The sequence below is a fragment of the Acinetobacter gyllenbergii genome, from assembly GCF_001682515.1.
In the GTDB taxonomy this organism is placed as follows: Bacteria; Pseudomonadota; Gammaproteobacteria; order Pseudomonadales; family Moraxellaceae; genus Acinetobacter; species Acinetobacter gyllenbergii.
Genome location: NZ_KV575263.1, coordinates 21,467 through 44,349 on the forward strand (window position 1 = coordinate 21,467; position 22,883 = coordinate 44,349).

The window sequence follows — 22,883 nt, forward strand, 5'->3', positions numbered from 1 at the left end:
ATAGCGCGATTGGGAGACATTCCAAGAGCAGAACGTAAAAAAATGTGAATATTCTCTAATTTATGGGTTGATATTTAAGCAAAAAAATCTCGATGGCCTGTTGAATCATCTGATCGATTTCAGTTGCCGTCGGCACAGGCGCTAAACCCAGCAACACTTGTTGATGACGGATGCCTAACATGAGTGAAATGATCAGCTCGGTTTGCTTAATGGGTTCATCTGCCTGAATAAATTTAAAGCCGATAGCCTGTTCAAAGAAATCACACCAGACATGACACATGCGACTATGTGAGGCATCAAAAAACTGTTGGGTTAAGGGGCTTTGTTCCGCCGCCAGTTCAAACAGTAAACAATCCAATTTCAGTGCTTCAGGCAGATAAATAATACTTAATGCACGCTGACACATGAGCACCAGTGCCTGTTTAAAATCAGCATCGGCGGTCAGTTCAATCTGTTTGGTTCGAATCGATTCTTCACAGCTTTCTTCAATGGCGCACATAAATAGATTGCTTTTGTCCTGAAAGTGGTTGTACACCGTGAGTTTGGTGACGCCAGCCTCTTTGGCAATCTGATTCATATTGGTGGCGTGATAGCCCAATTTTAAAAAAATAGATTTTGCGGCCTGTAAAATTTTGGCTCTTTTTTCTAAATCTTTAGGGCGGCCACTGCTGATGTGCACGTTATCGTTCTCTTTTAATCAATGTAGAAATCAAAAAAATCGCTTTATTTTTTAATTAATGTACCCATGAGTATATTAATTAAAAAATAAACAATCTATGATAATGCTCAGATCACGCCTTAAAAATCAATTTGAATAAGAGCGCAAACAGATGAATCAGATCAATCGTATCATATTGGGGTTACTCATTGTCAGTAGTGTACTCCTCAGCGCCTGTCAGAAAGAGCTGCCAAAGACTGAGGAAATTCCCTATGTCATGGTGACTCAACCCAGTCGTAATCATATCGATCAGAAAAGCTATGCAGGGGATGTACAGGCAAGACAACAAACCGCTTTGGCCTTCCGTGTCGGGGGACAGATTACCGAACGTTATGTGGATGTCGGTGATCGGGTCAAAGTCGGCCAAGTGCTGGCGAAACTGGATGTCAAAGATGCGCAATTGCAAATGAATGCAGCTAAGGCGCAGTTACAAAGTGCACAGGCTGCAGCAAAAATTGCGGCGGAAGAATATCAGCGTTATCAGCAGTTACTGCCTGTCAATGCAGTGAGTCGTTCACAATTTGATGCAGTCAAAAATCAGTATGAATCTGCGCAAGCCAGTTTGCAACAAGCACGCTCGAACTATGAAGTGTCATCTAACCAAACCGGTTATAACCAGTTAATCTCCAATAAAAATGGGGTGATTACCCAGCGCCAAATTGAGATTGGCCAAGTGCTTGCCGCAGGGCAAGCCGCTTATCAATTGGCGATTGATGGTGAGCGCGAAGTGGTGTTCGGTGTACCTGAGCAAGCAGTCAGTACCATCAAGGTTGGACAACCTGTATGGGTCACTTTATGGTCGCAACCTGATGCACGTTTTGCGGCTAAAGTACGTGAAGTTTCTCCTGCTGCCGATCAATCGCGCACTTTTACGGTGAAGGTTTCTTTACTGGAAGGGCAATCGAGTATTCAACTCGGGCAAAGCGCACGGGTGTTCTTTGTGGCACAGGACAATAACGTGTTGAGCGTGCCTTTATCCAGTGTTACAGCCAATGAGCAGCAAGCCTATGTCTGGGTGGTGAATGCCAATCAAAGCATACGCAAAGTGCCTGTGACTTTAGGCACTTATGGTCGAGATAGCGTACCCGTGGTGTCTGGTTTAAAAGCCACAGACTGGGTAGTGGTTGGTGGCGTTCATTTACTGCGTGACCAGCAAAAAATTCATCCAGTTGATCGTGATAATCGTGAAGTCACCATAAAAGCGGGAGGTTAGAGATGAAATTTAACCTTTCAGAATGGGCACTCAAGAATAAGGGCATTATCCTTTATTTTATGCTGTTGCTCGGCATCGTCGGCATCATGTCTTATTCCAAACTTTCGCAAAGTGAAGATCCGCCGTTTACTTTTAAGGTGATGGTGGTACAGACCTATTGGCCGGGCGCAACAGCCAAAGAAGTCTCAACACTGGTCACGGATCGAATTGAAAAAGAATTGATGACCACAGGTCAGTATGATCGCATCATGGCCTATTCGCGCCCAGGTGAGTCGCTGGTAACCTTTGTGGCCAAAGACAGTTTGCCGTCCAGTGCTATTCCTGACGTTTGGTATAACGTACGCAAGAAGGTCAATGATATCCGCTCGCAACTGCCGAGTGGTGTACAAGGGCCTTTTTTCAATGATGAGTTTGGGGACACCTTTGGCAATATCTATGTGCTGACAGGCAAGGACTTTGACTATGCGGTGATGAAGGAATATGCCGACCGTTTGCAACTACAATTGCAACGGGTCAAGGATGTCAACAAGGTTAATCTGGTCGGTCTGCAAGATCAGAAAATCTGGATTGAACTGTCCAATACCAAGGCAGTGCAATTAGGTGTACCTGTTACCGCCATTCAGGAAGCGATTCAAAAACAAAATGACATGGCGGGTGCTGGATTCTTTGAAACAGGCACTGACCGTATTCAAATTCGTGTCAGTGGACATTTGCATAGTGTCGAAGACCTGAAAAAAATGCCATTGTTGGTGGGTGATAAAACCATTCAACTGGGCGATGTTGCGGACGTATATCGTGGCTTTAGTGAACCGGCACAACCCCGCATGCGCTTTATGGGGGAGAACGGGATCGGGATTGCGGTTTCGATGCGTAAAGGTGGCGACATCATTGCGCTCGGTAAAAATTTGGAAACCGAATTTAACCGTCTACAGAAAACCCTGCCTTTGGGCATGAAACTGCAAAAAGTCTCCGATCAGCCTGTGGCGGTACAACGCAGTATTCAAGAGTTTTTAAAGGTCTTGGCCGAAGCGGTGATTATCGTGTTATTGGTCAGTTTCTTTTCACTCGGTTTCCGCACCGGCTTGGTGGTGGCGTTGTCTATTCCCTTAGTACTGGCCATGACTTTTGCGGGGATGAATCTGTTTGATGTGGGTCTGCATAAGATTTCACTGGGGGCGTTAATTCTGGCGCTCGGATTGCTGGTCGATGATGCCATTATCGCTGTGGAAATGATGGCGATTAAAATGGAACAGGGCTATAGCCGATTGAAAGCGGCAGGTTTTGCCTGGCAAACTACTGCTTTTCCGATGTTAACGGGAACGCTGATTACCGCAGCAGGATTCTTGCCGATCGCCACCGCGCAATCGGGTACAGGTGAATATACCCGCTCTATTTTCCAAGTGGTGACCATTGCATTGATCGTGTCATGGATTGCAGCCGTGTTGTTTGTACCGTATTTAGGTGAAAAACTATTACCTGATTTTACTAAACAACAGCAACAAGCAGCATGGTATGTCCGTCTTTGGGCGAGATTGCGCAAGCAACCTGCACCTGTGGTAGAAGCGCATGGTCAGCATCATGACCCTTATCAATCCAAGTTTTATCAATCTTTCCGCCGTGTGGTGGAAATCTGTATTACCTATCGTAAAACCGTGATTGCGGTGACTGTTGGCATCTTTGTCCTGTCGGTGGCCATGTTTAAGCTGGTGCCACAACAGTTCTTCCCGCCATCAAATCGGGCTGAAATTCTGGTGGATTTAAAACTGGAAGAAGGGGCTTCACTGACGGCGACGGAACAAGCAGTGCATAAGGTGGAGCAGTTCCTGTCTAAACAACAGGGCATTGACAACTATGTGGCTTACGTGGGTACAGGCTCGCCACGTTTTTATTTGCCGCTCGATCAGCAATTACCACAAGCCAGCTTTGCTCAGTTTGTGGTTTTGGCATCGTCTCTAGATGATCGTGATGAGATCCGCCGTTCTTTGGACAAGCAGATCAAGCAATTATTACCGCAAGTCCGTACTCGGGTGTCTTTATTGGAAAATGGTCCACCAGTGGGTTATCCATTGCAGTATCGTGTCTCGGGTGAAGACCTCGGGACGGTACGTCAATGGGCGCAGAAAGTGGCCAAAGTGCTGAGTGAAGACCCAAATACCACCAATGTACATTTGGATTGGGGTGAGCCAAGCAAAATCATTGCGATTGAAATTGACCAAGACCGTGCGCGGCAAATGGGTGTTTCTAGTGTCGATTTAGCCAATTTCTTAAATGCCTCCGTGACGGGGTCGGTGATGAATCAATATCGCGAAAAACGTGAATTGATCGAAATCCGCTTACGTGGTGATAAATCGGAACGCGTTGAAGTGGCATCGTTGGCAAGCTTGGCGGTGCCGACCAGCAAAGGAACCACTGTGCCTTTGGCGCAGATTGCCAAGATTGAATCGCGTTTTGAAGAAGGTTTAATTTGGCATCGTAACCGTTTGCCGACCATTACCGTTCGTGCTGATATTCGTACCCACTTACAACCTGCAACTGTAGTGCAACAGTTGGCTGATCAGATGCAGACACTCCGTGCAGACTTGCCAAGTGGTTATCTACTGGAAGTGGGGGGGACAGTTGAAGAGTCGGCAAAGGGGCAAAATTCGGTTAATGCGGGTATGCCCTTGTTCTTGGCGGTGGTGATGACTTTATTGATGATTCAGTTGCGCAGTATGTCGCGGGCAACCATTGTCTTGCTCACCGCACCCTTAGGCTTGATTGGTGTAGTGGCGTTCCTGTTGCTGTTCAATAAACCCTTTGGTTTCGTCGCGATGTTGGGCACCATTGCCTTGTCAGGCATGATCATGCGTAACTCGCTGATCTTGATTGATCAAATTGAGCAGGACATTTTGGCAGGACATGAGCCGTGGGAGGCGGTGATTGGTGCAACCATGCGCCGTTTCCGTCCAATTGTGTTGACAGCATTGGCTGCGGTACTGGCCATGATCCCTTTATCACGCAGTATTTTCTTTGGTCCGATGGCGGTTGCGATTATGGGTGGCTTGATTGTCGCCACTTTATTAACCTTGTTTTTCCTGCCTGCACTTTATGCAGCATGGTTTAAGGTTAAAAAAACAACACAACTATCGTAATTATTTTGTGAATAAAGGTGCGAAACATTGAAAATTTCAATATAGTAGCACCTATATTTTAAGACCAAAAAATAATTGAATTTCATTGCATGATCAAATTTGTACGATGCAGTGAATCGAGGTGATATAGAGCATGGGGCAAGACAATATTGAGCAGCATCGCCGCTACGTGGCGATTTCTTACGTGTTCATGTTTCTTGCATTATTTACAATAGTGTTTGCGGTGTTTGCATACCTATTAGCAAAGAAAGTTGCGATTGTGGATAATGCCGAAGTATGGATACATGCGCATGCACTCTGGATTATGCGTAATGTGCTGTTATTTTTATTGATGGCTTTCTTCGCAGCGCTATGGTTTATCCCCCTGTTCTTTTTTGCCTGGAACAGCGTACTTTGGGTGACCGCAATGACGGTTGCTGGCGTGGTGTTTAGTTCAATTGCTTGGTTATTTTTACTGAATGCTTGGCTGAAAGGAATTGCCAAGTACTTTAAAAATAAAGCCGTTTTCTAAATTTATGGCTTTTTTATTGCAATAGCCCTTGTAAATTTATCGTACAGCCCCTATTAAGGCTCTGTTGACTTTTTTATTACCAAAGTCAGCAGAGCCTATTTGTTTTTTAGATTTAAATAAATTCCGTGAGGAGCATCGCCAACCATGGCTAAACGTGATTATTATGAGGTTTTAGGCGTTTCGAAAACCGCAAGTGATGATGAGATCAAAAAAGCCTATCGTAAGTTGGCGATGAAGTATCATCCAGACCGTAACCCGGACAACGCTGAAGCTGAAGAAAAGTTCAAAGAAGCGGCTGAAGCGTATGAAGTGCTTTCTGATGAAGAAAAGCGCAGCATGTATGACCGCGCTGGACATAGTGCCTTTGAAGGCGGCTTTGGCGGTGCAGGTGGTGGCTTCGGCGGTTTTAGCGCAGAAGATATTTTCAGTCAGTTTGGCGATATTTTTGGTGGAGCGTTTGGTGGCGGTGGCCGTCAGCAACAACGTCAACGCCGTGGTTCAGACCTCCGTTATGTGATGGAACTGACGCTTGAAGAAGCGGTCAAAGGCGTGAAAAAAACCATTACGTTCACAGCACCAGCACCATGTGAAACCTGTGATGGTAAAGGATCTAAAAATCCAAATGATGTAGAAACCTGTCGTACCTGTCATGGTGCGGGTCAAGTGCGCATGCAACAAGGCTTCTTCTCAGTTCAGCAAACTTGTAGTACTTGTCGTGGTCAAGGCAAAATCATCAAAAATCCATGTAGCAGCTGTCATGGTTCAGGTGTTGCAGATCGTCAGCAAACTCTGGAAGTCACCATTCCTGCTGGTGTAGACAATGGCGACCGCGTACGCTTAACTGGTAAAGGTGAAGCGATTCGTGATGGTCAAGCAGGTGATTTATACGTTGAAGTCGTAGTTCGTGAACACGAAGTCTTCCAACGTGATGGTGCAGATCTGTATATGGACGTGCCTGTTAGCATTGCAGATGCGGCTTTGGGTAAAGAAATTGAAATCCCGACCCTTGATGGTCGTGTCAGCTTAAAAATTCCAGAAGGAACGCAAACCGGTAAATTATTCCGCTTACGTGGTAAAGGTGTTCGTCCTGTACGTAGCAGCATGGTTGGTGATCTATTGTGTCGTATCGTGGTCGAAACTCCTGTGAATTTAAACAGCCGCCAACGTGAATTATTGAAAGAATTACAAGCTTCGTTTGATGGTGATGGCCATGCTGCATCACCTAAGAAAAAATCATTCTTTGATCGTCTATTTGACTAATTAGACACCCATAAAAAAAACCTGCTGCGGCAGGTTTTTTTATGGGAAACGGCAACAGATTAACGCCAAAATTTCCACCAAGATTTTTGTGGGGAATGTAGTACTTTTTCATCTTGTAAGAGCGTTTCTAAACGACAGATCATATTTTCAATCACACCATTGATAATCATAGAGCCGAAGAGCCCAGTATGGTATTTTTCATGGACTAAAATATCGCTGATAAAATAAGCTATTTCCTGTATATCAAATTGATCAACTCCGCCAATCGTTTGGGCTTGTTTGATATCGACAGGTTTTTTATATTCTGAAAAAACGAAAATATCACGAAATCGATCTTCTAAGTTGGAGATCGGGTCTATATATAGACCTGCCATCATTGCCGCATCATCTAGATAGAGTTCCTGAGACGTCTTGGGGAAATTGGGAATATTTCGATAATATTTAACCAGTCTATCTATTTCAAATGCATCATAAGGTTTGACTGACATCTTATGCCTTAAATTTCAATTTTCTTAAATGCCTTATTTTAACTTTTTTAGAAACACAGAGTTTTGCTATAGTAGCTCGATTGTTTAAATAAAAGACTGGGAAAAATTATGTCAACTTCTCCACGCATTGGAATCTTGGGTGCAGGCGGACGCATGGGGCGTATTCTGATTCAAGCGGTACAACAAGCAGGCTACCAACTGGCAGCAGCTGTTGAACGTCCTGAAAGCAGCTTGGTGGGGGCGGATGCAGGAGAACTTGCAGGGATCGGCAACCTCGGTGTCAAGATTGTGGGAAGTTTGGGTGAGGTTTTAAAAGACTGTGATGTGGTGATTGATTTTACTGCACCTGTAGCGACTGAACAGCATTTAAAGCTATGCCGTGAAGCTGGTGTGGCTATGGTGATTGGAACCACGGGAATGTCGGATGAACAAAAGGCATTTTTAGATGAAACCGCAACCCAGACCCCAGTTGTTTATGCTGCTAATTATTCGGTCGGCGTCAATGTGTCGATTAAATTATTGGAACTCGCAGCGAAAGTGTTTGGCGATACGGTGGATATTGAAATTATTGAAGCGCACCATCGTCATAAAGTCGATGCACCTTCTGGTACCGCATTTATGATGGGCGAGGCGATTGCCGATACCTTGGGTCGTAACTTAAAAGAAGTGGCAGTGTATGGCCGTGAAGGTTATACCGGCCCGCGTGATCGTCAAACCATTGGTTTTGAAACCATTCGTGGTGGCGATATCGTCGGTGAACATACGGTGATGTTTATTGGTGAAGGTGAGCGTGTTGAAGTGACACACAAAGCCACCAACCGTATGAACTTTGCCTCAGGTGCAGTCCGTGCCGCGGCGTGGGTGGTTGGCCGTGAAGCACGTAAATATGATATGAAAGATGTTTTAGGCTTTAACGAGATTGACGTTTAAAACGTTCCTTTTTTGTACTATAAAAGAGCTTGTTGAGCTTTCTTTCCGAGAGGAGTGAAACAAGCTCTCGCCTTCATTACAACAATCGAGCATGACATGAATAAAAAACATATCGTCCTTGCTACACTGCTCAGTCTCAGCAGCTTTGCGGTGACTGCAGCATCAGAAACCGCCAAACTCAGTTTGCATCGGAACAATATTAAGGTTTGGACTTATCAAACAGAAAATAATCCGATTATCCAATATAAAGCGGAAACCACCTTTGATGTGCCTTTAGAACGCGCCGTAGCAGTGGTCCTTGATGTAGAGCGTACTCCACAATGGGTACCTTATGTGGGTAAGGTGCAAATGTTATCTCGGGATGATAAAAAAGGTGAATTTACCCTGTATATGGTGCTGGATTTTCCTTTTCCTTTAAAAGACCGTGATGTGGTGATTAAAGGTAAAATGAGCAAAAATGCGGATGGCAGCATTAGTATTAAAAATAACGCCATTCAGAATAATTACCCTGAACAACCTGATGTGGTGCGTTTAACCAAGTACGCAGGTGATTGGACTTTCCAGAAACTCGCCAATAATAAAGTGAAAGTCACGACCAATGGTTATGCAGATCCTGCGGGTTCGATTCCATTGAGCTTTGTGAATATGTTTGTGCAACAGCAACCTTATCAAATGCTGATGAAAATGAAAAAGGAAGTGAATAATCCTTTATACGCACAACCGAAATTGCCCGATGTCTTGAAATAATAAAAAAGCCTGATTAAATCAGGCTTTTTTATTACACATTAGGCTTGCGGACATTGTTGTAATTGCGAACTGGATTTGGTTGCCAGTTTGATTTGAATCAAAACCAAAATCAGACCGATACCCGCCAACACAGCGCCAATTATGGAAACAGCGGCATAGTTTAAGCCGAGACTTAACACTGCACCGCCTGCAGCTGCACCAATGGCATTACCGAGATTAAAGGCACCAATATTGACTGAAGAGGCGAGACCAGACGCTTCATGAGCAACCGACATCACGCGCATTTGTAAAGGCGGAACAATGGCAAAGGCAGCAGCACCCCAGATCACCAAACCGATTGCTGCCCCCAGTTGTGATTGAGCAAGGATTGGGAAAATCAGCATCAATGTAATCAGTAACAGCAAGAAACCAATTAAGGTCTTATCAATGGACAGATCTGCAAACTTTCCTCCGAAATGGTTGCCGATGGAGAAGCCGATCCCGATCAAGACCAACATCAGGGTGATAAAAGTTGGTGAAGCATGGCTAAATTCAACCAGACTTGGCGCGATGTAGGTGTATAAGGTAAACATTGCGGAAGCACCAAATACTGTGGTTAAGAGTGCCAACAGCACAGGCAGGCGAGTCAGAACTTTCAGTTCCATTTTGACATTCGGTTTTTGACCGACAGATCCGACAGGCAGTGCTTTCCAGAGTGCCAGCATGGTGATGACACCGAGTGCAGAAATCGCAAGGAAAGACATGCGCCAGCCAATGTTTTGTCCTACCCATGTTGCCAGTGGTACGCCACCAATATTGGCGATGGTGAGACCCATAAACATGGTGGCCACCGCACTGGCCTGTTTATTTGCTGGAACAACACTGGCAGCCACCACAGAACCAATCCCGAAGAAGGCACCGTGGTTTAAGCTGGTAATTAATCGGGCACCCATTAAACTCATATAGTTGGGTGCAAAGGCTGCGATCAGATTACCAAGGGTGAAGATTGCCATCAGTAGAATCAGGGCATTACGACGGGCAAAGCCACCAAACCATAAGGTCATGATCGGTGCACCCAGCATTACGCCCAGTGCATAACCCGTAATCAACATACCCGCACTTGGGATCGATACCCCAAGATCATTGGCAATATTGGGCAACAGCCCCATTGGAGAGAACTCTGTTGTGCCAATGGCAAATGCACCAATGGCCAAGGCCAGCAAAGGAAGGTTGATGCGGCTGCTCATGTTATTTGTCCCATTCAGGCGCAAAGGGTTCAGGACTCACTTCTCGACCATTGCGTTCAAGTTGGGCGATCAACTGCATTTCCTCTGCACTTAAAGTTAAGTCTTGCGCTTTTAAGTTGCTGATCAGGTTTTCACGTTTGGTTGATGAGGGAATCACAGCAAAGCCATTTTGTAAGGCCCAAGCCAAAGCGACTTGTGCGCTGCTTGCCTGATGCTGTGCAGCGATCTCAACTAAGGTTGGATCTTGCAGTACTTTGCCGTAAGCCAAGGTCATGTATGAAGTCACGTCAATATTTTGTTCACCTAAAAAATTGACCAAGGTGCGGTTCTGCAAATAAGGACTAAGTTCAATCTGGTTGGTGGCAATGTGCTCGACACCAATGCTGTCAATTGCTTGTTGGGTCAAAGCAATATTGAAATTCGAGACACCAATTTGCTGGGTCAAACCTTGTTGTTTCGCTTCTAAAAGCAATTGCATGACGCTTGGAATGGATACACCCAGTGCTGGAGCTGGCCAGTGGATCAAGGTGAGATCGACAGCATCAGTACGTAGTTTTTGCAGACTGTCCTTTAAGCTGGGAATGAATTTGTCTTCAGCAAAATTGTCGACCCAGATTTTTGTGGTTAAGAATAAATCTTGACGAGCAACACCACTTTCAGCAATGGCTTGACCTACCGCTGCTTCGTTTTCATAAATCTGTGCGGTATCAATGGCACGGTAGCCGACATCAAGTGCCGTTTTAACAGAATCAATCACCGCTTGATCTTTAAGTCGGAAAGTACCTAAACCGAATTGAGGGATACGCATATTTTTCACCTAATCTTTTTTCATGCTCTAAAGAGCTGTTTTGTGGATGGCTGTTATTTTGCGATGATTATTGTTGCTAAAAAATAGAGGAATTTGCAAAATACAGTTGACTAAATATCAATAATTGAGAGGGTGGCAATGAAGTCTACGGTAGAAGAACTGCTTGCTTTTATGACCATTGTCGATACAGGTTCATTTATTGCCGCAGCTGAACGATTGGGGCAGACCGCATCTGGGCTCAGTCGTTCACTCAGCCGTTTAGAATCCAAGCTCGAAGTCACTTTGCTGGAACGGACCACGCGAAAATTAAAACTTACCCAAGAAGGTCAGCAGTTTCTGCAACATGCTCGTAAAATCCTCAGTGATTTGAATGCCGCCGAAGAAGCCTTACAAAAATCAGATCAGGATACTTCGGGGGTGATTCGGATTGACTCAGCCACACCGTTTATTCTGCATGTGATTACGCCATTGGTACACAAGTTTCGGCAGTGTTATCCCAATATTGAAATCGAGTTGAATAGCAATGATTTGGTGATTGATCTACTGGAACATAAAACCGATGTGGCGTTTCGTTTTGGTGAATTACATGATTCCAGCTTACACGCTAAATTGGTGTGTAAAAGTCGTATCTATATTGTTGCCAGTCCAGAATATCTAAAACGCAAGGGCACGCCTTTACAGTCTCAAGCATTGCCTGAACATGATGTGATTGGTTTTACTCGTCCAACCTATATCAATACTTGGCCGATTAGAATTGAGGGTGAGTATTTTCAAGCACAACCTAAAGTGAGAGCGTCAAGTGGTGAAACCGTGCGACAGCTCTGTTTGCGTGGGCAGGGGATTGCTCGACTGTCTGAATTTGAAATCTGGCAGGACATTCGAGAAGGGCGTCTTGAGGCGCTGTTTGAAGATCAAATCGAACATTCTTATCAAAGCATCCATGCTGTTTATTATCAACAAGAGCACTTGCCGAAACGGGTCCGTTTATTTATTGAGTTTTTGACTGAGCAACTAAGTCAGGGCTTCTCGGTTTGCCTATAGCTTCATTTTGAAGCTGTACATTCAGCACCGGAATTGATGGGCCTGTTTTCTGTATCACTGACACCACAATATGTTGCTGCTGTAGCTTGCATTCAAGTTCGACTGTTGGCAGAAAGTTGCTTGAGAGTATCAAACCATTTTCATTGGGCTTCTTATAGGTCATTTTGATGATGCGGGTCTGCTCGGGGGCTTCACTTTTTTCCATTTTCCATAACTCATAGGTCGGCTGGTTTTGAATTTGCAGATAGCCCTGTGAGAGTGATTTGCACACTTGTTGTTGCTGATAGGTGGCTTGGTCAGTCAGATCGCAGCCTGTCAATAAAATGACGCTTAATATAAATAAGATATTATTTTTCATGGTCTTATCCTTTGGCTGTTGATTTTTATAGCTTAACGGTGTTGTATAAACCAATACAGATACAGAAATTTATAAAAAAGCAGTACAGAGATGAGCTTCCAATATCAACGTTTAGCAGAACAGCTGGCGCATAAAATCTACCAGCATGAGTTACAGCCACAACAGAAGTTAAGTTCTTTAAGGGAATTTGCACGCCAGCAAAGTATCAGCCTGAGTACAGCGCAACAGTGTTACGAGCTACTGGAAGCCAAAGGGTTGATTTATGTAAAAGCCAAATCGGGCTATTTTGTCAATTCAAGACAATATCAAAGTGCTGTGCCTGACAGTCCCCATTTTGAATCTAAGGCGAGGCAAGTTTCAAATTTAGATCTGCAAAACCAGATTCAGACCGCCTCAATTCAACATCATTTAACGCCATTGGGGGCGATTCAATTGTCACCCCATTTGATTCCTGTGGATGGGCTGCGTCGCTCTCTACAACGCGCGCTCAAGCATTGTCAGCCCGAAGATTTTTTATATTGTAATAAGCAGGGTCATCAGCATTTGCGCCAAGCGTTGTCAGACCATTGGCGTGAAGATGGCATCTATGTTGCGACTGAGGATATTTTTATTAGTAATGGCTGTATGCCTGCTTTATCTCTGTTGATTCAACAGATCAGCCAAGAAGGCGATAGTATTTTGATCCCAACCCCGACCTTTAATGGTCAGTTGCAAATGCTGGCGAGCCTGAAGCGTAATATTATCGAAATTCCTGCCGATCATCGTGGTGTTGATCTGGAACGTTTAGAGTTTTTCATGCAACAGGGCAGTGCCAAACTGTGTTTACTCACTGCTAATTTTCAAAATCCTTTGGGTTATTGTCTGAGCAATGAACAGAAACAGCAGATTGCTCAACTGGCACAAAAATATCAATGCTTTATTTTGGAAGATGATATTTATGGTGAATGCAGTTTCCAAAAAGAACGCCCTTTGCCAATTCGTTATTGGGATCAGGAAGGTTATGTGATCTGGTGTGGTTCGGTTTCTAAATCATTATCCACTGCTTATCGAGTGGGATGGTTTTGTTTAGGGCGGCAATTACAACATTTACGTCCGCAGTTGTTGGCCAATAACGTGGGAGTGAATACGCCGTTACAGTTGGGTTTAGCAGACTTTATTTATAGCCGTGGTTATCGGGAGCATTTAGATCGACTCAGACCCAAGTTGATGCAGCAAGTGGAGCAGTATCGAGCGTATATTTTAGAGTGCTTCCACGGTATTCCGATTGCACTGAGCCAATCTCAGGGAGGGTATGCCTTATGGATGCAGCTTCCTGACAGTATCACAGGTTTGGAACTGTATTATTTGGCGCAAGCGCAGGGGATCAACATTGTGCCTGGTGAAGTGTTTGGTGAAGACCGCCGTTATCAGCATTTTATCCGCTTAAATGCAGGTCATGCGTTAACAGTAGAAATCCGCCAAGCGATTCAGCAATTGGCGCAGTGGACGCGGGTTAGTATGGGCTCATCAGAGTATTAAGCACTGATCGACAATCAGAATTAAAAAAGAGGGGAGAAAAAATGCAACTTACGATTGCTGAGAAAAGAAAAATATTTCGCGATCTGCATCAGTCAGGCTGTTTTGTGTTGCCCAATCCGTGGGATGCTGGTAGTGCCAAAATGTTGCAACAACTCGGTTATCAAGCTTTGGCAACAACTAGTGCAGGTTATGCATGGTCTTGCGGCAAGACAGATGGGCAGTTGTCACGTGCAGAGGTACTCGCGCATCTTCGCGCTATGGTTCAATCAACTGATCTCCCTGTGAATGCCGATTTAGAAAGTGGTTTTGCAGAGACCATTGAGGGCGTGTTTGAAAGCGTAACCATGGCGATTGCAACAGGGGTTGCAGGGATATCCATAGAAGATTCTACTGGAAATGCGGACAAGCCATTACGAGAGATTAAAGAGGCTGCTATGAGGATCGCTGCGGCACGTAAAGCAATTGATGAAAGTGGCGAAGACGTGATGTTGATCGGACGTGCTGAAAACTTCTTTATTGGTGTTCCAGATTTAGAGGATACCATAACTCGACTGAAAGCCTATTCTGCTGCGGGTGCTGATTGTCTTTATGCACCTGGTATCAAAACATCAGATCAGATTGTTGCAGTGGTTCAAGCAGTGGTACCCAAACCTGTGAATGTGCTGATCGCTTGGGACAGTGAACTGAGTGTGCCAGCGCTGGCATCTTTAGGTGTTCGACGAATCAGTGTTGGAAGTGCTTTGGCACGGACGGCATGGAAAGGTTTTATTCAAGCGGCCAGCTCGATTGCAGAAACAGGCCGTTTTCATTGTTTTGAAGAGAATCTCTCTGGGGCGGAGTTGAATAAAAGATTACGATGAGATCCGCCAAGCGATTCAACCGTTGGCGGATGAGGTGTGCAAAGGCCTAAATTAATCGAAATCGGCTTTGAGTACGATGCGATAACGTGCTTGGCCTGAATGCAGTCGTTCAATCGCCTCATTCAGCTGTGACATTGGAAATAGCTCAATCTGTGGTGCAATGTTTTTACGTGCAGCGAATTGTAAAAGCTGACGCAGTGCCAGAGGTGAACCCGTAGGTGAAGAAGTGACAGATTTGGCACCTCCCATGATTGCACCGACAGAGACAGGGATCGGTTCTAAAGTCACGCCAAGGAAATGTAGACGACCTTGTGGTGCAAGGGTATTCAGATAGGCTTGCCAGTTCAAGGTCACATTGACGGTGCTGAGTAATAAATCAAACTTGCCACGTTGCGCCTTGATAGCTTGGGCATCTCGGCTATTGACCACATGATCAGCGCCCATGGCCTTGAGTTCTTCGGTTTTATCTGGGTTCGAGCTGAAAGCGGTAATTTCACAGCCCCATGCTTTCAGCAATTTAATCGCAATATGACCGAGACCACCAATACCGATCACGCCGACATGATGGGTGGCTTGAATTTTATGTTTGAGTAAAGGATCAAAGACCGTAATGCCACCACACAGCAGTGGGCCAGCACTTTCGGGATCTAAATCGTCTGGAAGGGGAATGACCCATTGCCAACCAGCACGAACTTTATCAGCAAAGCCACCGGCATGTCCGATGATGGTGGCGCTTCTTTCACCTGTACATAAGACTTGATTGCCGCCAATACAGGGATCACAGGCTTGGCAGGTTTCCGCAGTCCAGCCAATGCCAACGCGTTGACCGACTTTGAGGCCTTTGGCTTCTGATCCCAGTGCAATGATGGTACCAATGATCTCATGCCCAGCCACTGCAGGATAAACCGACGATTGCCATTCATTATTAATGACGGAAAGATCGGAGTGGCACAGACCACAATATTCAACTTTGACTTCAACTTGATGGGCTTTTAAGTCTCCCGCATCAAATTGGTAAGGCACTACTTGCTCACCTGCTTGCATTGCAGCATAAGCGCGAATTTGATTATTGCTCATTGGAACTCCCATTCAAGGAAAATCGATGATGATTGGTTATTTAAATTGGCAATCATTTTCATGGTCATTGACCATACCCACCGCCTGCATAAAAGCATAGCAGGTGGTTGGGCCCACAAATTTAAAGCCACGCTTTTTTAAGGTTTTGGATAGTTTTTGGCTTAGCTCAGTTTGTGCGGGTGCTTCGCGGTAATTCACGACATCATTATGTTCGGTTTGATGGTCGACGAAACTCCACAGCCAAGCAGGGACATCTTCAACTTCATCTTTGAGTTTGAGCCAAGCAATGGCATTGTCGCGGATGGCTTTGAGCTTACCAATATGGCGGATTAAACCTGCATCACTGAGTTTGAGTTCGAGTTGATCATCGCTGAGTGCTGCGACGTCTGCGATGGAATGCTGAAAGAAATGTGAGCGATAATGCTCACGCTTTTTCAGCACCGTGATCCATGATAAACCTGCTTGCTGTCCTTCCAGACAGAGCATTTCAAATAGGTGAGTTTCATCGTGTTGTGGCTTGCCCCATTCTTGATCATGGTAAGCCATATAGAGCGGATCATCGGAGCACCAGCCACAGCGTTGAATTGTCATATTTGATGCTCCTTGTTGTTATTAGAACAGAATGAATTAGAGTTTGAATATCACCCATTCATTTGGGCGAGTATCCCAATAATACAATTCTGCATCGGTTAAATCAGCAAATTTAAGCCAAAAGTCTTTACCTGATTTATCGGCAAAACCGGTACTGATCAGCAAGGCTTCTTCAGTAATTTCCATGATCCAACCCTGATAGCTGGTGCCATTCAGGATGATTTTTTGCTGATTTCCAGACTCTGCAAATTCAACCAGACGTTCAATCAATGCTTCTGACATTGTGTGTTCCTAACGTAAATATGGGTATGGGTTGACTGCACCACGCCCTTTGCCATTTAAATAAATGCCGTAGTGTAAATGCGGAGCGGTATAGCGGGCATTACCCGTATTGCCCACATAACCGATCAGATCACCTTTACGGACATAGTCTCCCACATTGAGACCACGTTTATGTCCATCCAGATGCGCATAATAGTGCCAAGTGCCAGCTGGACCCATGATCCAGACCACCTTGCCACCTAAATTATTATTACGTAAATCAGCAACTAAGCCTTCGGTAGCACTATACACTTTCGTACCACGCTCTGCCATGATGTCGATTCCCTCATGGCTACGGCCCTGACTTCGTGCCGCGCCCCAAGTATCCCGTAATTGATTGCGACTCACCCCTTTGACCGGAACAGGAAGGCGGCTGTCTAAACGCATGCTCTTGAGCTTATTCACCTGAGCATTGGGTAAGGGGGTAGGTTTCTTTGGGGTGGTGGCACAGGCTGATAATAAAATCATCAACACACCTAGAACCGTATAGGAAATCGAATGACGCACACAAACTCCTTGCGTTTGATCTACAACATTTCGAGCATTAGGCCTTTTGTTTTGCTGTGATCAATTTTTTCATGGCTGTTGGAATGCCTTTGGCAATCGCGGTTTCTGGACTGAGCCATATGCCATTTAATTCGATACTGAGTTGTTCTTTTTGATCGTGTTCCACGTGGAACAACTGTTCATGTAGCAACCAAGTAAAGTGAGTAAAGCTATGGCTAATCTGCAAAGATGATACTTGAGCTTGTAGTTTAAAGTGCTGCTCAATCTGTTGTAATTCGGTTGCATGCTCAATAATGGGTAGGCAATACAGTCCACCCCAAAGGCCATGTGCTTCACGTTGCTGCCATAGCCATTCATCACCTGACTGAATCAGCAGGACATCCGCCGTTCTGACGGGAACAGGTTTTTTGGCTTTTTTGAAAGGAAGTTCCTGTTCCATGCCTTGTTGATAGGCTTGGCAGTGTTGCTGCATCGGGCAGTATAAACACAGTGGTTTTTTTGGGGTACACACGGTTGCGCCCAAGTCCATAATTGCTTGGGTGTAATCATGATTGCGCTCTGCTGGACAAAGATTTTCAGCAATTTGCCAGAGTGCTCGTTCATGTTGGGGCTTGGATAGGTCATCTTCAATCGCAAGAAAACGAGCCAATACTCGTTTCACGTTGCCATCCATAATCACACCGTACTGACGTAAGCCAAGGGACATGAGCGCACCTGCGGTGGAGCGGCCAATACCTGGTAGCTCAATCCATTGTTCGAGTGTTTCAGGAAATTTTCCTTGTTGGCTAACGATAGCTGCAGCTTTATGCAGGTTGCGTGCGCGGGCGTAATAGCCGAGTCCTGCCCAATAAGGTGCGACATCTTCCCAACTGGCTCGACCTAAGGTTTCGACCGTTGGAAAACGTTCAATAAAACGATCAAAATATTGCAGTACGGTTTTGACTTGCGTCTGTTGCAGCATGATTTCTGAAACCCAAACTTTGTAGGGATCATCGGCCACTTGCCATGGCAGGTCGTGACGACCGTGTTGGTCGAACCATGTAAGTAGTGCATCAGAAAATGAGAAATCAGACATGAATCAGAACAGTAAAAAGCAGAGGCATAGTATAGCGGAAATAGGTTTTTTTAGGCGTTAAAATTCTATTGGAACATCAACGAGATGTAGGTCGTCAAAGACATAGTGGGAAATTCGATGAGAACTTGGCAAGACTCCGTTAAGTTTGCACTGCCCAATTGAAAGCAGAGCAAGGCAGCCAAACAGGCGACATCCATGTCGCCTTGCACGTGTAGCAATCATCTGGGATTTAAACAACCGAGATCTTCTCTCAATTCCATATGGATTGGGTGTTTAGAGATCGCTTTTCAAATCACTTTAAATGTTTATCTAACAGCTCATACATCGCGTCAAGACTTTGACGTTCTGCTTCCGCGTTATAGCCTAAGTCAACATTGTTGGCCTTAGCGCGCTCATCTGCGAGCGGATTACTAAAACCATGCTTGGCATCTTCAAAAATAATCACCTCATGATCCACAGCAGCATCATGCATTTCTTGACGGAAGCTGGCCACATTGTCCAAGGTCACCATGCTGTCCAGTTCGCCATGTAGGACTAAAATTTCGGCTTTGACTTTACCTTTTTCAGCGGGAGCTTTCGGACTCAATACAGCATGGAACGTAGCAACTGCTTCGATATTTGCACCTGAACGCGCCAAATCTAGCACCACTTTGCCACCATAACAAAAACCAATCGCTGCCAGCTTGTTGGCATTCACTTCTGACTGAGCCGCTAACGTTGCGAGACCGGCTTGGGCACGCTCAACAATGGTATCTGGCTGTTCAAAGGTTTGGTTCATCCATTCCGATGCTTGAGGCACGGCTGTGGTCACTTTTTTATCGCCATACATATCAATCGCGAGCGCAGCAAAACCATGTTCTGCAAGTTCACGGGCACGTTGCTCTGTATATTCATTACGGCCCCACCATTCAGGTGCCACAATCACCCCAGCAACGGGCATATCAATTGCAGGTGCAGCGAAATAACCAATTAGGCGTTGACCATCTGGCGCGGTATATCCAATTTCACGGGTGTTAATCGGGAAGCTCATTGTTTAATCCTGATCTATATTTTTAGAATGCATTGATTAAAACATAAAAAGGAAAATGGATGGCATCGTAAAAACATAATAAATACGCTTGTTTTAGTGATGATCAAAATAAAAAAAAGAAGAATACTAAGATTCTTCTTTTATGTTTTGCGTAGGTCGAAATAACTAAACTTTGCCTCTGGATAAGAAGCCGACGATTGCTAAGATGACGGCAACAACCAATAAGATGACAGCGAAATCTTTGGATAAACCTGCTACGCCACCAAAACCTAATAAACTGGCAATGAGTGCGATGACTGCAAAAATAATGGCCCAACGGAACATGTCGTGTCCTCCTAATTTTTCGTTATGTATCCACTATAACGTGTGTTTTTTGCACAAAATGTGGTGTTTATGTGGTTTAAATGTTTAATACTTAAAGAAGTGTTAAACCAATTAAAAGAGATTGAAGTCAGCAAAGCAAAGATGAATGCTATAATAGGACGCTCATTTTTAAATATTGAAAGCTCTGTATGTCCGTCGAACTGCGCCCCAACTTTTGGAAACACTATCCGCTTGATCAGCTCAGCAATGCGGAGTGGGAGGCATTGTGTGACGGCTGTGGTTTATGTTGTTTGATCAAGTTGGAAGATGAGGAAACAGCAGAGGTTGCGTATACCAAAGTGGCATGCAAATTACTGGACTGTAAAACCGCGCGTTGTTCAGATTATCCCAACCGTCAGCAGCAAGTGCCTGATTGTATCCAACTGACGCCTGAACGACTCAGCACCATTTCGTGGTTGCCACCGAGTTGCGCCTACCGTCGTTTGAATGAAGGTAAAAATTTACCCTCATGGCATTACCTGAATACAGGTTCACGGCAAAGTGTGATCAAGGCAAAAAAGTCGGCTGCAGGACGTTGTATCTCTGAAAGTGAGATCGATGAAGAACAGATTGAAGATTATGTTGTGCGTTGGATACGTTAATTGCGTCTAGCAAATCAATAAGACATGATGATCATAAAAACAACACTTTTGCAGTATTTTTATTGGCGATGTTCCCTAAGATGAGAATAAGAGAGGGAGAAATACAATGAATAAACGGTTAATGACGCCTGTATTGTGTAGTAGCTTTTTATTTTTACTGGCTTGCGGTGCCAATAACAGCAATTCTAAAACGCCAGAACAGAATACAGCACAACAGGCGTCAAGCCAGCGCATTGCACAAAAGTATCAGATTGAGAGCGTCGCTGAATTTGATGAGCCATGGGCGATTGCGAGTTTGCCCGATCAGCGTTTGCTGATTACTGAGCGTAAAGGGCAATTAAAATTATTTGATCCCCAAACCAAATCCAGTATCAATGTGAGTGGCGTTCCAACTGTCAGTTATGGTGGGCAAGGAGGCTTAGGTGATGTCATTTTGCATCCTGATTTTCAGCAAAATCATGCATTATATTTAAGTTATGCCAGCAAAGGTCAGGGTGGTTATGGTGCCGAGATTGCACATGCAACACTGGATTTATCTGATCCCAAGCAACCCAAGCTCACGGATTTAAAAACCATCTGGCAACAAGTGCCGAAAGTGTCAGGGCAAGGCCATTATGGTCATCGTATGCAGTTTGGTCCTGATGGCAAACTTTGGGTCAGTTCGGGGGAGCGCCAGAAGTTTGATCCCGCCCAAGATTTAAACAGTAATTTAGGTAAGGTTTTGCGTTTAAATGCAAATGGAACTGCTGCGGAAGACAATCCGTTTCACCAAAAAGGCGGTATAACGGCTGAAATTTGGTCACTCGGTCATCGTAATCCATTGGGCATGGCTTTCGACCAGCAAGGGCAATTGTGGGTGGTTGAAATGGGCCCTAAAGGTGGCGATGAATTAAACCGTATTGTGAGAGGGGAAAACTATGGCTATCCAACGGTTTCGAATGGCGACCATTATTCAGGGTTGCCGATTCCTGATCATGATACCCGTCCAGAATTTAAAGCTCCTGAAATCGATTGGACCCCTGTGATCTCACCGTCTAGCATGATCATTTATTCCGCTCAGCAGTTTCCTTTATGGCAACACAAGGCTTTGATTGGTGGTTTATCCTCTAAAGCCATTGTGGTGGTGGACATTCAATCTCGACCTGTGCAAGAAGTTCAACGACTTGAGATGAAACAACGAATTCGTGGGCTACATCAAGCCTCAGATGGTTCAATCTGGGTGATCGAAGATGGTCCTCAAGCCAAACTACTGAAACTGCATGCCAATTAAATTTTAACTCTAAGTGATATACATAATGAATCAACCGAAAGCCTGTTCTATGACTTTAAAAAAACTATGTTTACTTACAGGATTGTTGTCCTGCAGTTCGGCGCTTTGGGCTGGAAATTTGACTGAGCAACAGGTTAAAACGATTGTTGATCAACAATTTAAACCTTTATTAGCACAATATAAAATTCCGGGTATGGCCGTTGCTGTGACCCTGAATGGTCAACATTATTTCGTGAATTATGGATTGGCCTCTAAGCAAAATCAACAAGCGGTCAGCAACAATACTTTGTTTGAACTTGGTTCGGTGAGTAAGACTTTTAATGCGACTTTAACGGGCTATGCACAGGCACAAGGACAACTGTCTTTGTCGGATCATCCTGCAAAATATTTTCCGGAACTGAAACATACTGCGGTCAATCGTGCCACGATATTGAATCTGGGGACCTATAACGCAGGCGGTTTTCCGTTGCAGTTCCCCGATGAAGTGGTTCAGCAGCAGGATATGATCAAGTATTTTCAGACTTGGCAAGCAAAAACCAAAGTTGGCGCTGCGCGTCAATATTCCAACCCGAGTATTGGTTTGATGGGCTATGTCACCGCCTTGGCGATGAAAAAACCGTATAGCGAACTGATTGAAAAAACTTTGCTGCCGCAATTGGGAATGACACAAAGTTTTATTCGAGTACCTGAGCAGCATATGTCGCAATACGCTTGGGGATATAAAGCAGATCAAGCCATGCGTGTTTCACCAGGTATGTTTGATGCAGAAGCGTATGGGCTGAAAAGTAGCAGTGCGGATATGCTGAAATTTCTGGATGCACAAATCAACCCGCGGCAGTTCAAACAACCGCTTCGCAAAGCGATTGAAAATACTCATGTGGGTTATTTTAAAGTCGGGGCAATGACCCAAGGTCTGGGTTGGGAGCAGTATGCCTATCCCGTATCGCTCGAGACACTGTTACAGGGTAACTCCAGCAAAATGGCTTTAGAGAGTCATGCAATCACAGCGATTAAACAACCGAAGCTTGCACCACCTGAGACCTTCTTTAATAAAACAGGAGCGACCAATGGTTTTGGTGCCTATGTGGCCTTTATTCCGCAGCAAAAAATTGGAATTGTGATGTTGGCTAATACCAATTTTCCGAATCAAGAGCGGATCAAAGCCAGCTATCGGGTGATGCAACAGTTGGTTCAGAACAACAGCGCGCAATAGAATGTCGCGTGAGTGCAGATTCAAA

Annotated in this window: 24 protein-coding genes; 12 read left to right on the plus strand and 12 right to left on the minus strand. The window is 44.8% G+C overall.

The window, feature by feature from the left end:
- Positions 1-55: 55 nt before the first annotated feature.
- Positions 56-679 carry a TetR/AcrR family transcriptional regulator gene (locus NG55_RS09195; RefSeq protein ID WP_065343083.1) on the minus strand — a complete coding sequence of 208 codons (624 nt, stop codon included), beginning with the start codon at positions 677-679 and terminating at the stop codon, positions 56-58.
- Between the two features lie 151 nt (positions 680-830).
- Here NG55_RS09195 and NG55_RS09200 point away from each other — a divergent pair, with 151 nt between their 5' ends.
- From NG55_RS09200 to dnaJ, 4 genes are all read left to right on the plus strand, one after another.
- Positions 831-1,931 carry an efflux RND transporter periplasmic adaptor subunit gene (locus NG55_RS09200; RefSeq protein WP_016542211.1) on the plus strand — a complete coding sequence of 367 codons (1,101 nt, stop codon included), beginning with the start codon at positions 831-833 and terminating at the stop codon, positions 1,929-1,931.
- Between the two features lie 2 nt (positions 1,932-1,933).
- Complete coding sequence (locus NG55_RS09205) at positions 1,934-5,062, plus strand: efflux RND transporter permease subunit (protein ID WP_016542212.1); 3,129 nt, start codon at positions 1,934-1,936, stop codon at positions 5,060-5,062.
- Positions 5,063-5,195: 133 nt separating this feature from the next.
- On the plus strand, positions 5,196-5,573 hold the full coding sequence (locus NG55_RS09210) for a hypothetical protein (RefSeq protein ID WP_004656931.1): 378 nt from the start codon (positions 5,196-5,198) through the stop codon (positions 5,571-5,573).
- Positions 5,574-5,717: 144 nt separating this feature from the next.
- Positions 5,718-6,833, plus strand: coding sequence for a molecular chaperone DnaJ (gene dnaJ, locus NG55_RS09215; RefSeq protein ID WP_004656932.1), 1,116 nt, complete (start codon positions 5,718-5,720; stop codon positions 6,831-6,833).
- Between the two features lie 59 nt (positions 6,834-6,892).
- On the opposite strand, the gene NG55_RS09220 is transcribed toward dnaJ, so the two are convergent.
- A complete protein-coding gene (locus NG55_RS09220; protein ID WP_016542213.1) occupies positions 6,893-7,321 on the minus strand; it encodes a hypothetical protein in 429 nt (142 codons plus the stop codon).
- 108 nt (positions 7,322-7,429) lie between these two features.
- Between NG55_RS09220 and dapB the strand changes: the two genes are divergently transcribed.
- A complete protein-coding gene (gene dapB, locus NG55_RS09225) occupies positions 7,430-8,251 on the plus strand; it encodes a 4-hydroxy-tetrahydrodipicolinate reductase (RefSeq protein WP_016542214.1) in 822 nt (273 codons plus the stop codon).
- 96 nt (positions 8,252-8,347) lie between these two features.
- Entirely contained in the window at positions 8,348-8,998 is a 651-nt protein-coding gene (locus NG55_RS09230; RefSeq protein ID WP_016542215.1) for an START domain-containing protein, read from the plus strand.
- Positions 8,999-9,036: 38 nt separating this feature from the next.
- Here the strand turns inward: NG55_RS09230 and NG55_RS09235 are convergent, their stop codons facing one another.
- Together NG55_RS09235 and dkgB are read right to left on the minus strand one after the other, a co-directional pair.
- Complete coding sequence (locus NG55_RS09235; RefSeq protein WP_016542216.1) at positions 9,037-10,224, minus strand: MFS transporter; 1,188 nt, start codon at positions 10,222-10,224, stop codon at positions 9,037-9,039.
- 1 nt (position 10,225) lies between these two features.
- On the minus strand, positions 10,226-11,032 hold the full coding sequence (dkgB, locus tag NG55_RS09240) for a 2,5-didehydrogluconate reductase DkgB (RefSeq protein ID WP_065343084.1): 807 nt from the start codon (positions 11,030-11,032) through the stop codon (positions 10,226-10,228).
- Between the two features lie 138 nt (positions 11,033-11,170).
- On the opposite strand from dkgB, the gene NG55_RS09245 reads away from it, so the two are divergent.
- A complete protein-coding gene (locus NG55_RS09245) occupies positions 11,171-12,073 on the plus strand; it encodes a LysR family transcriptional regulator (RefSeq protein ID WP_065343085.1) in 903 nt (300 codons plus the stop codon).
- Here the strand turns inward: NG55_RS09245 and NG55_RS09250 are convergent.
- Complete coding sequence (locus NG55_RS09250; RefSeq protein ID WP_016660074.1) at positions 12,021-12,431, minus strand: hypothetical protein; 411 nt, start codon at positions 12,429-12,431, stop codon at positions 12,021-12,023. The two genes, NG55_RS09245 and NG55_RS09250, sit on opposite strands and share 53 nt — an antisense overlap.
- Before the next feature lie 90 nt (positions 12,432-12,521).
- On the opposite strand from NG55_RS09250, the gene NG55_RS09255 reads away from it, so the two are divergent.
- Together NG55_RS09255 and NG55_RS09260 are read left to right on the plus strand one after the other, a co-directional pair.
- Positions 12,522-13,949, plus strand: a complete 1,428-nt coding sequence (locus NG55_RS09255) for an aminotransferase-like domain-containing protein (protein ID WP_065343086.1) — start codon at positions 12,522-12,524, stop codon at positions 13,947-13,949.
- Positions 13,950-13,990: 41 nt separating this feature from the next.
- Entirely contained in the window at positions 13,991-14,809 is an 819-nt protein-coding gene (locus NG55_RS09260; protein WP_065343087.1) for an isocitrate lyase/PEP mutase family protein, read from the plus strand.
- 51 nt (positions 14,810-14,860) lie between these two features.
- Here NG55_RS09260 and ahr read toward each other — a convergent pair whose 3' ends face one another.
- The 7 genes from ahr to NG55_RS09295 all read right to left on the minus strand — a co-directional run bounded on the left by ahr (position 14,861) and on the right by NG55_RS09295 (position 19,734).
- Positions 14,861-15,886, minus strand: coding sequence for an NADPH-dependent aldehyde reductase Ahr (ahr, locus tag NG55_RS09265; protein ID WP_016542221.1), 1,026 nt, complete (start codon positions 15,884-15,886; stop codon positions 14,861-14,863).
- Between the two features lie 36 nt (positions 15,887-15,922).
- Entirely contained in the window at positions 15,923-16,477 is a 555-nt protein-coding gene (locus NG55_RS09270) for a DNA-3-methyladenine glycosylase I (protein ID WP_065343088.1), read from the minus strand.
- A gap of 36 nt (positions 16,478-16,513) precedes the next feature.
- A complete protein-coding gene (locus NG55_RS09275; RefSeq protein WP_016542223.1) occupies positions 16,514-16,759 on the minus strand; it encodes a hypothetical protein in 246 nt (81 codons plus the stop codon).
- 9 nt (positions 16,760-16,768) lie between these two features.
- Positions 16,769-17,266, minus strand: a complete 498-nt coding sequence (locus NG55_RS09280) for a M23 family metallopeptidase (protein ID WP_279324151.1) — start codon at positions 17,264-17,266, stop codon at positions 16,769-16,771.
- 76 nt (positions 17,267-17,342) lie between these two features.
- The gene (mutY, locus tag NG55_RS09285; protein WP_065343089.1) at positions 17,343-18,380 is read right to left on the minus strand and encodes an A/G-specific adenine glycosylase; all 1,038 of its coding nucleotides are present in this window, start codon (positions 18,378-18,380) and stop codon (positions 17,343-17,345) included.
- A 292-nt stretch (positions 18,381-18,672) separates the two neighbouring features.
- A complete protein-coding gene (locus NG55_RS09290) occupies positions 18,673-19,410 on the minus strand; it encodes a dienelactone hydrolase family protein (protein ID WP_065343090.1) in 738 nt (245 codons plus the stop codon).
- Positions 19,411-19,575: 165 nt separating this feature from the next.
- Positions 19,576-19,734: a DUF1328 domain-containing protein gene (locus NG55_RS09295; RefSeq protein ID WP_004656956.1), complete on the minus strand. Its 159-nt coding sequence runs from the start codon at positions 19,732-19,734 to the stop codon at positions 19,576-19,578.
- Between the two features lie 188 nt (positions 19,735-19,922).
- On the opposite strand from NG55_RS09295, the gene NG55_RS09300 reads away from it, so the two are divergent.
- From NG55_RS09300 to ampC, 3 genes are all read left to right on the plus strand, one after another.
- Positions 19,923-20,375: a YcgN family cysteine cluster protein gene (locus NG55_RS09300; protein WP_065343091.1), complete on the plus strand. Its 453-nt coding sequence runs from the start codon at positions 19,923-19,925 to the stop codon at positions 20,373-20,375.
- 106 nt (positions 20,376-20,481) lie between these two features.
- Positions 20,482-21,645 carry a PQQ-dependent sugar dehydrogenase gene (locus NG55_RS09305; RefSeq protein ID WP_065343092.1) on the plus strand — a complete coding sequence of 388 codons (1,164 nt, stop codon included), beginning with the start codon at positions 20,482-20,484 and terminating at the stop codon, positions 21,643-21,645.
- Between the two features lie 25 nt (positions 21,646-21,670).
- Positions 21,671-22,858 carry a class C beta-lactamase gene (gene ampC, locus NG55_RS09310; RefSeq protein WP_081408984.1) on the plus strand — a complete coding sequence of 396 codons (1,188 nt, stop codon included), beginning with the start codon at positions 21,671-21,673 and terminating at the stop codon, positions 22,856-22,858.
- Positions 22,859-22,883 lie beyond the last annotated feature (25 nt).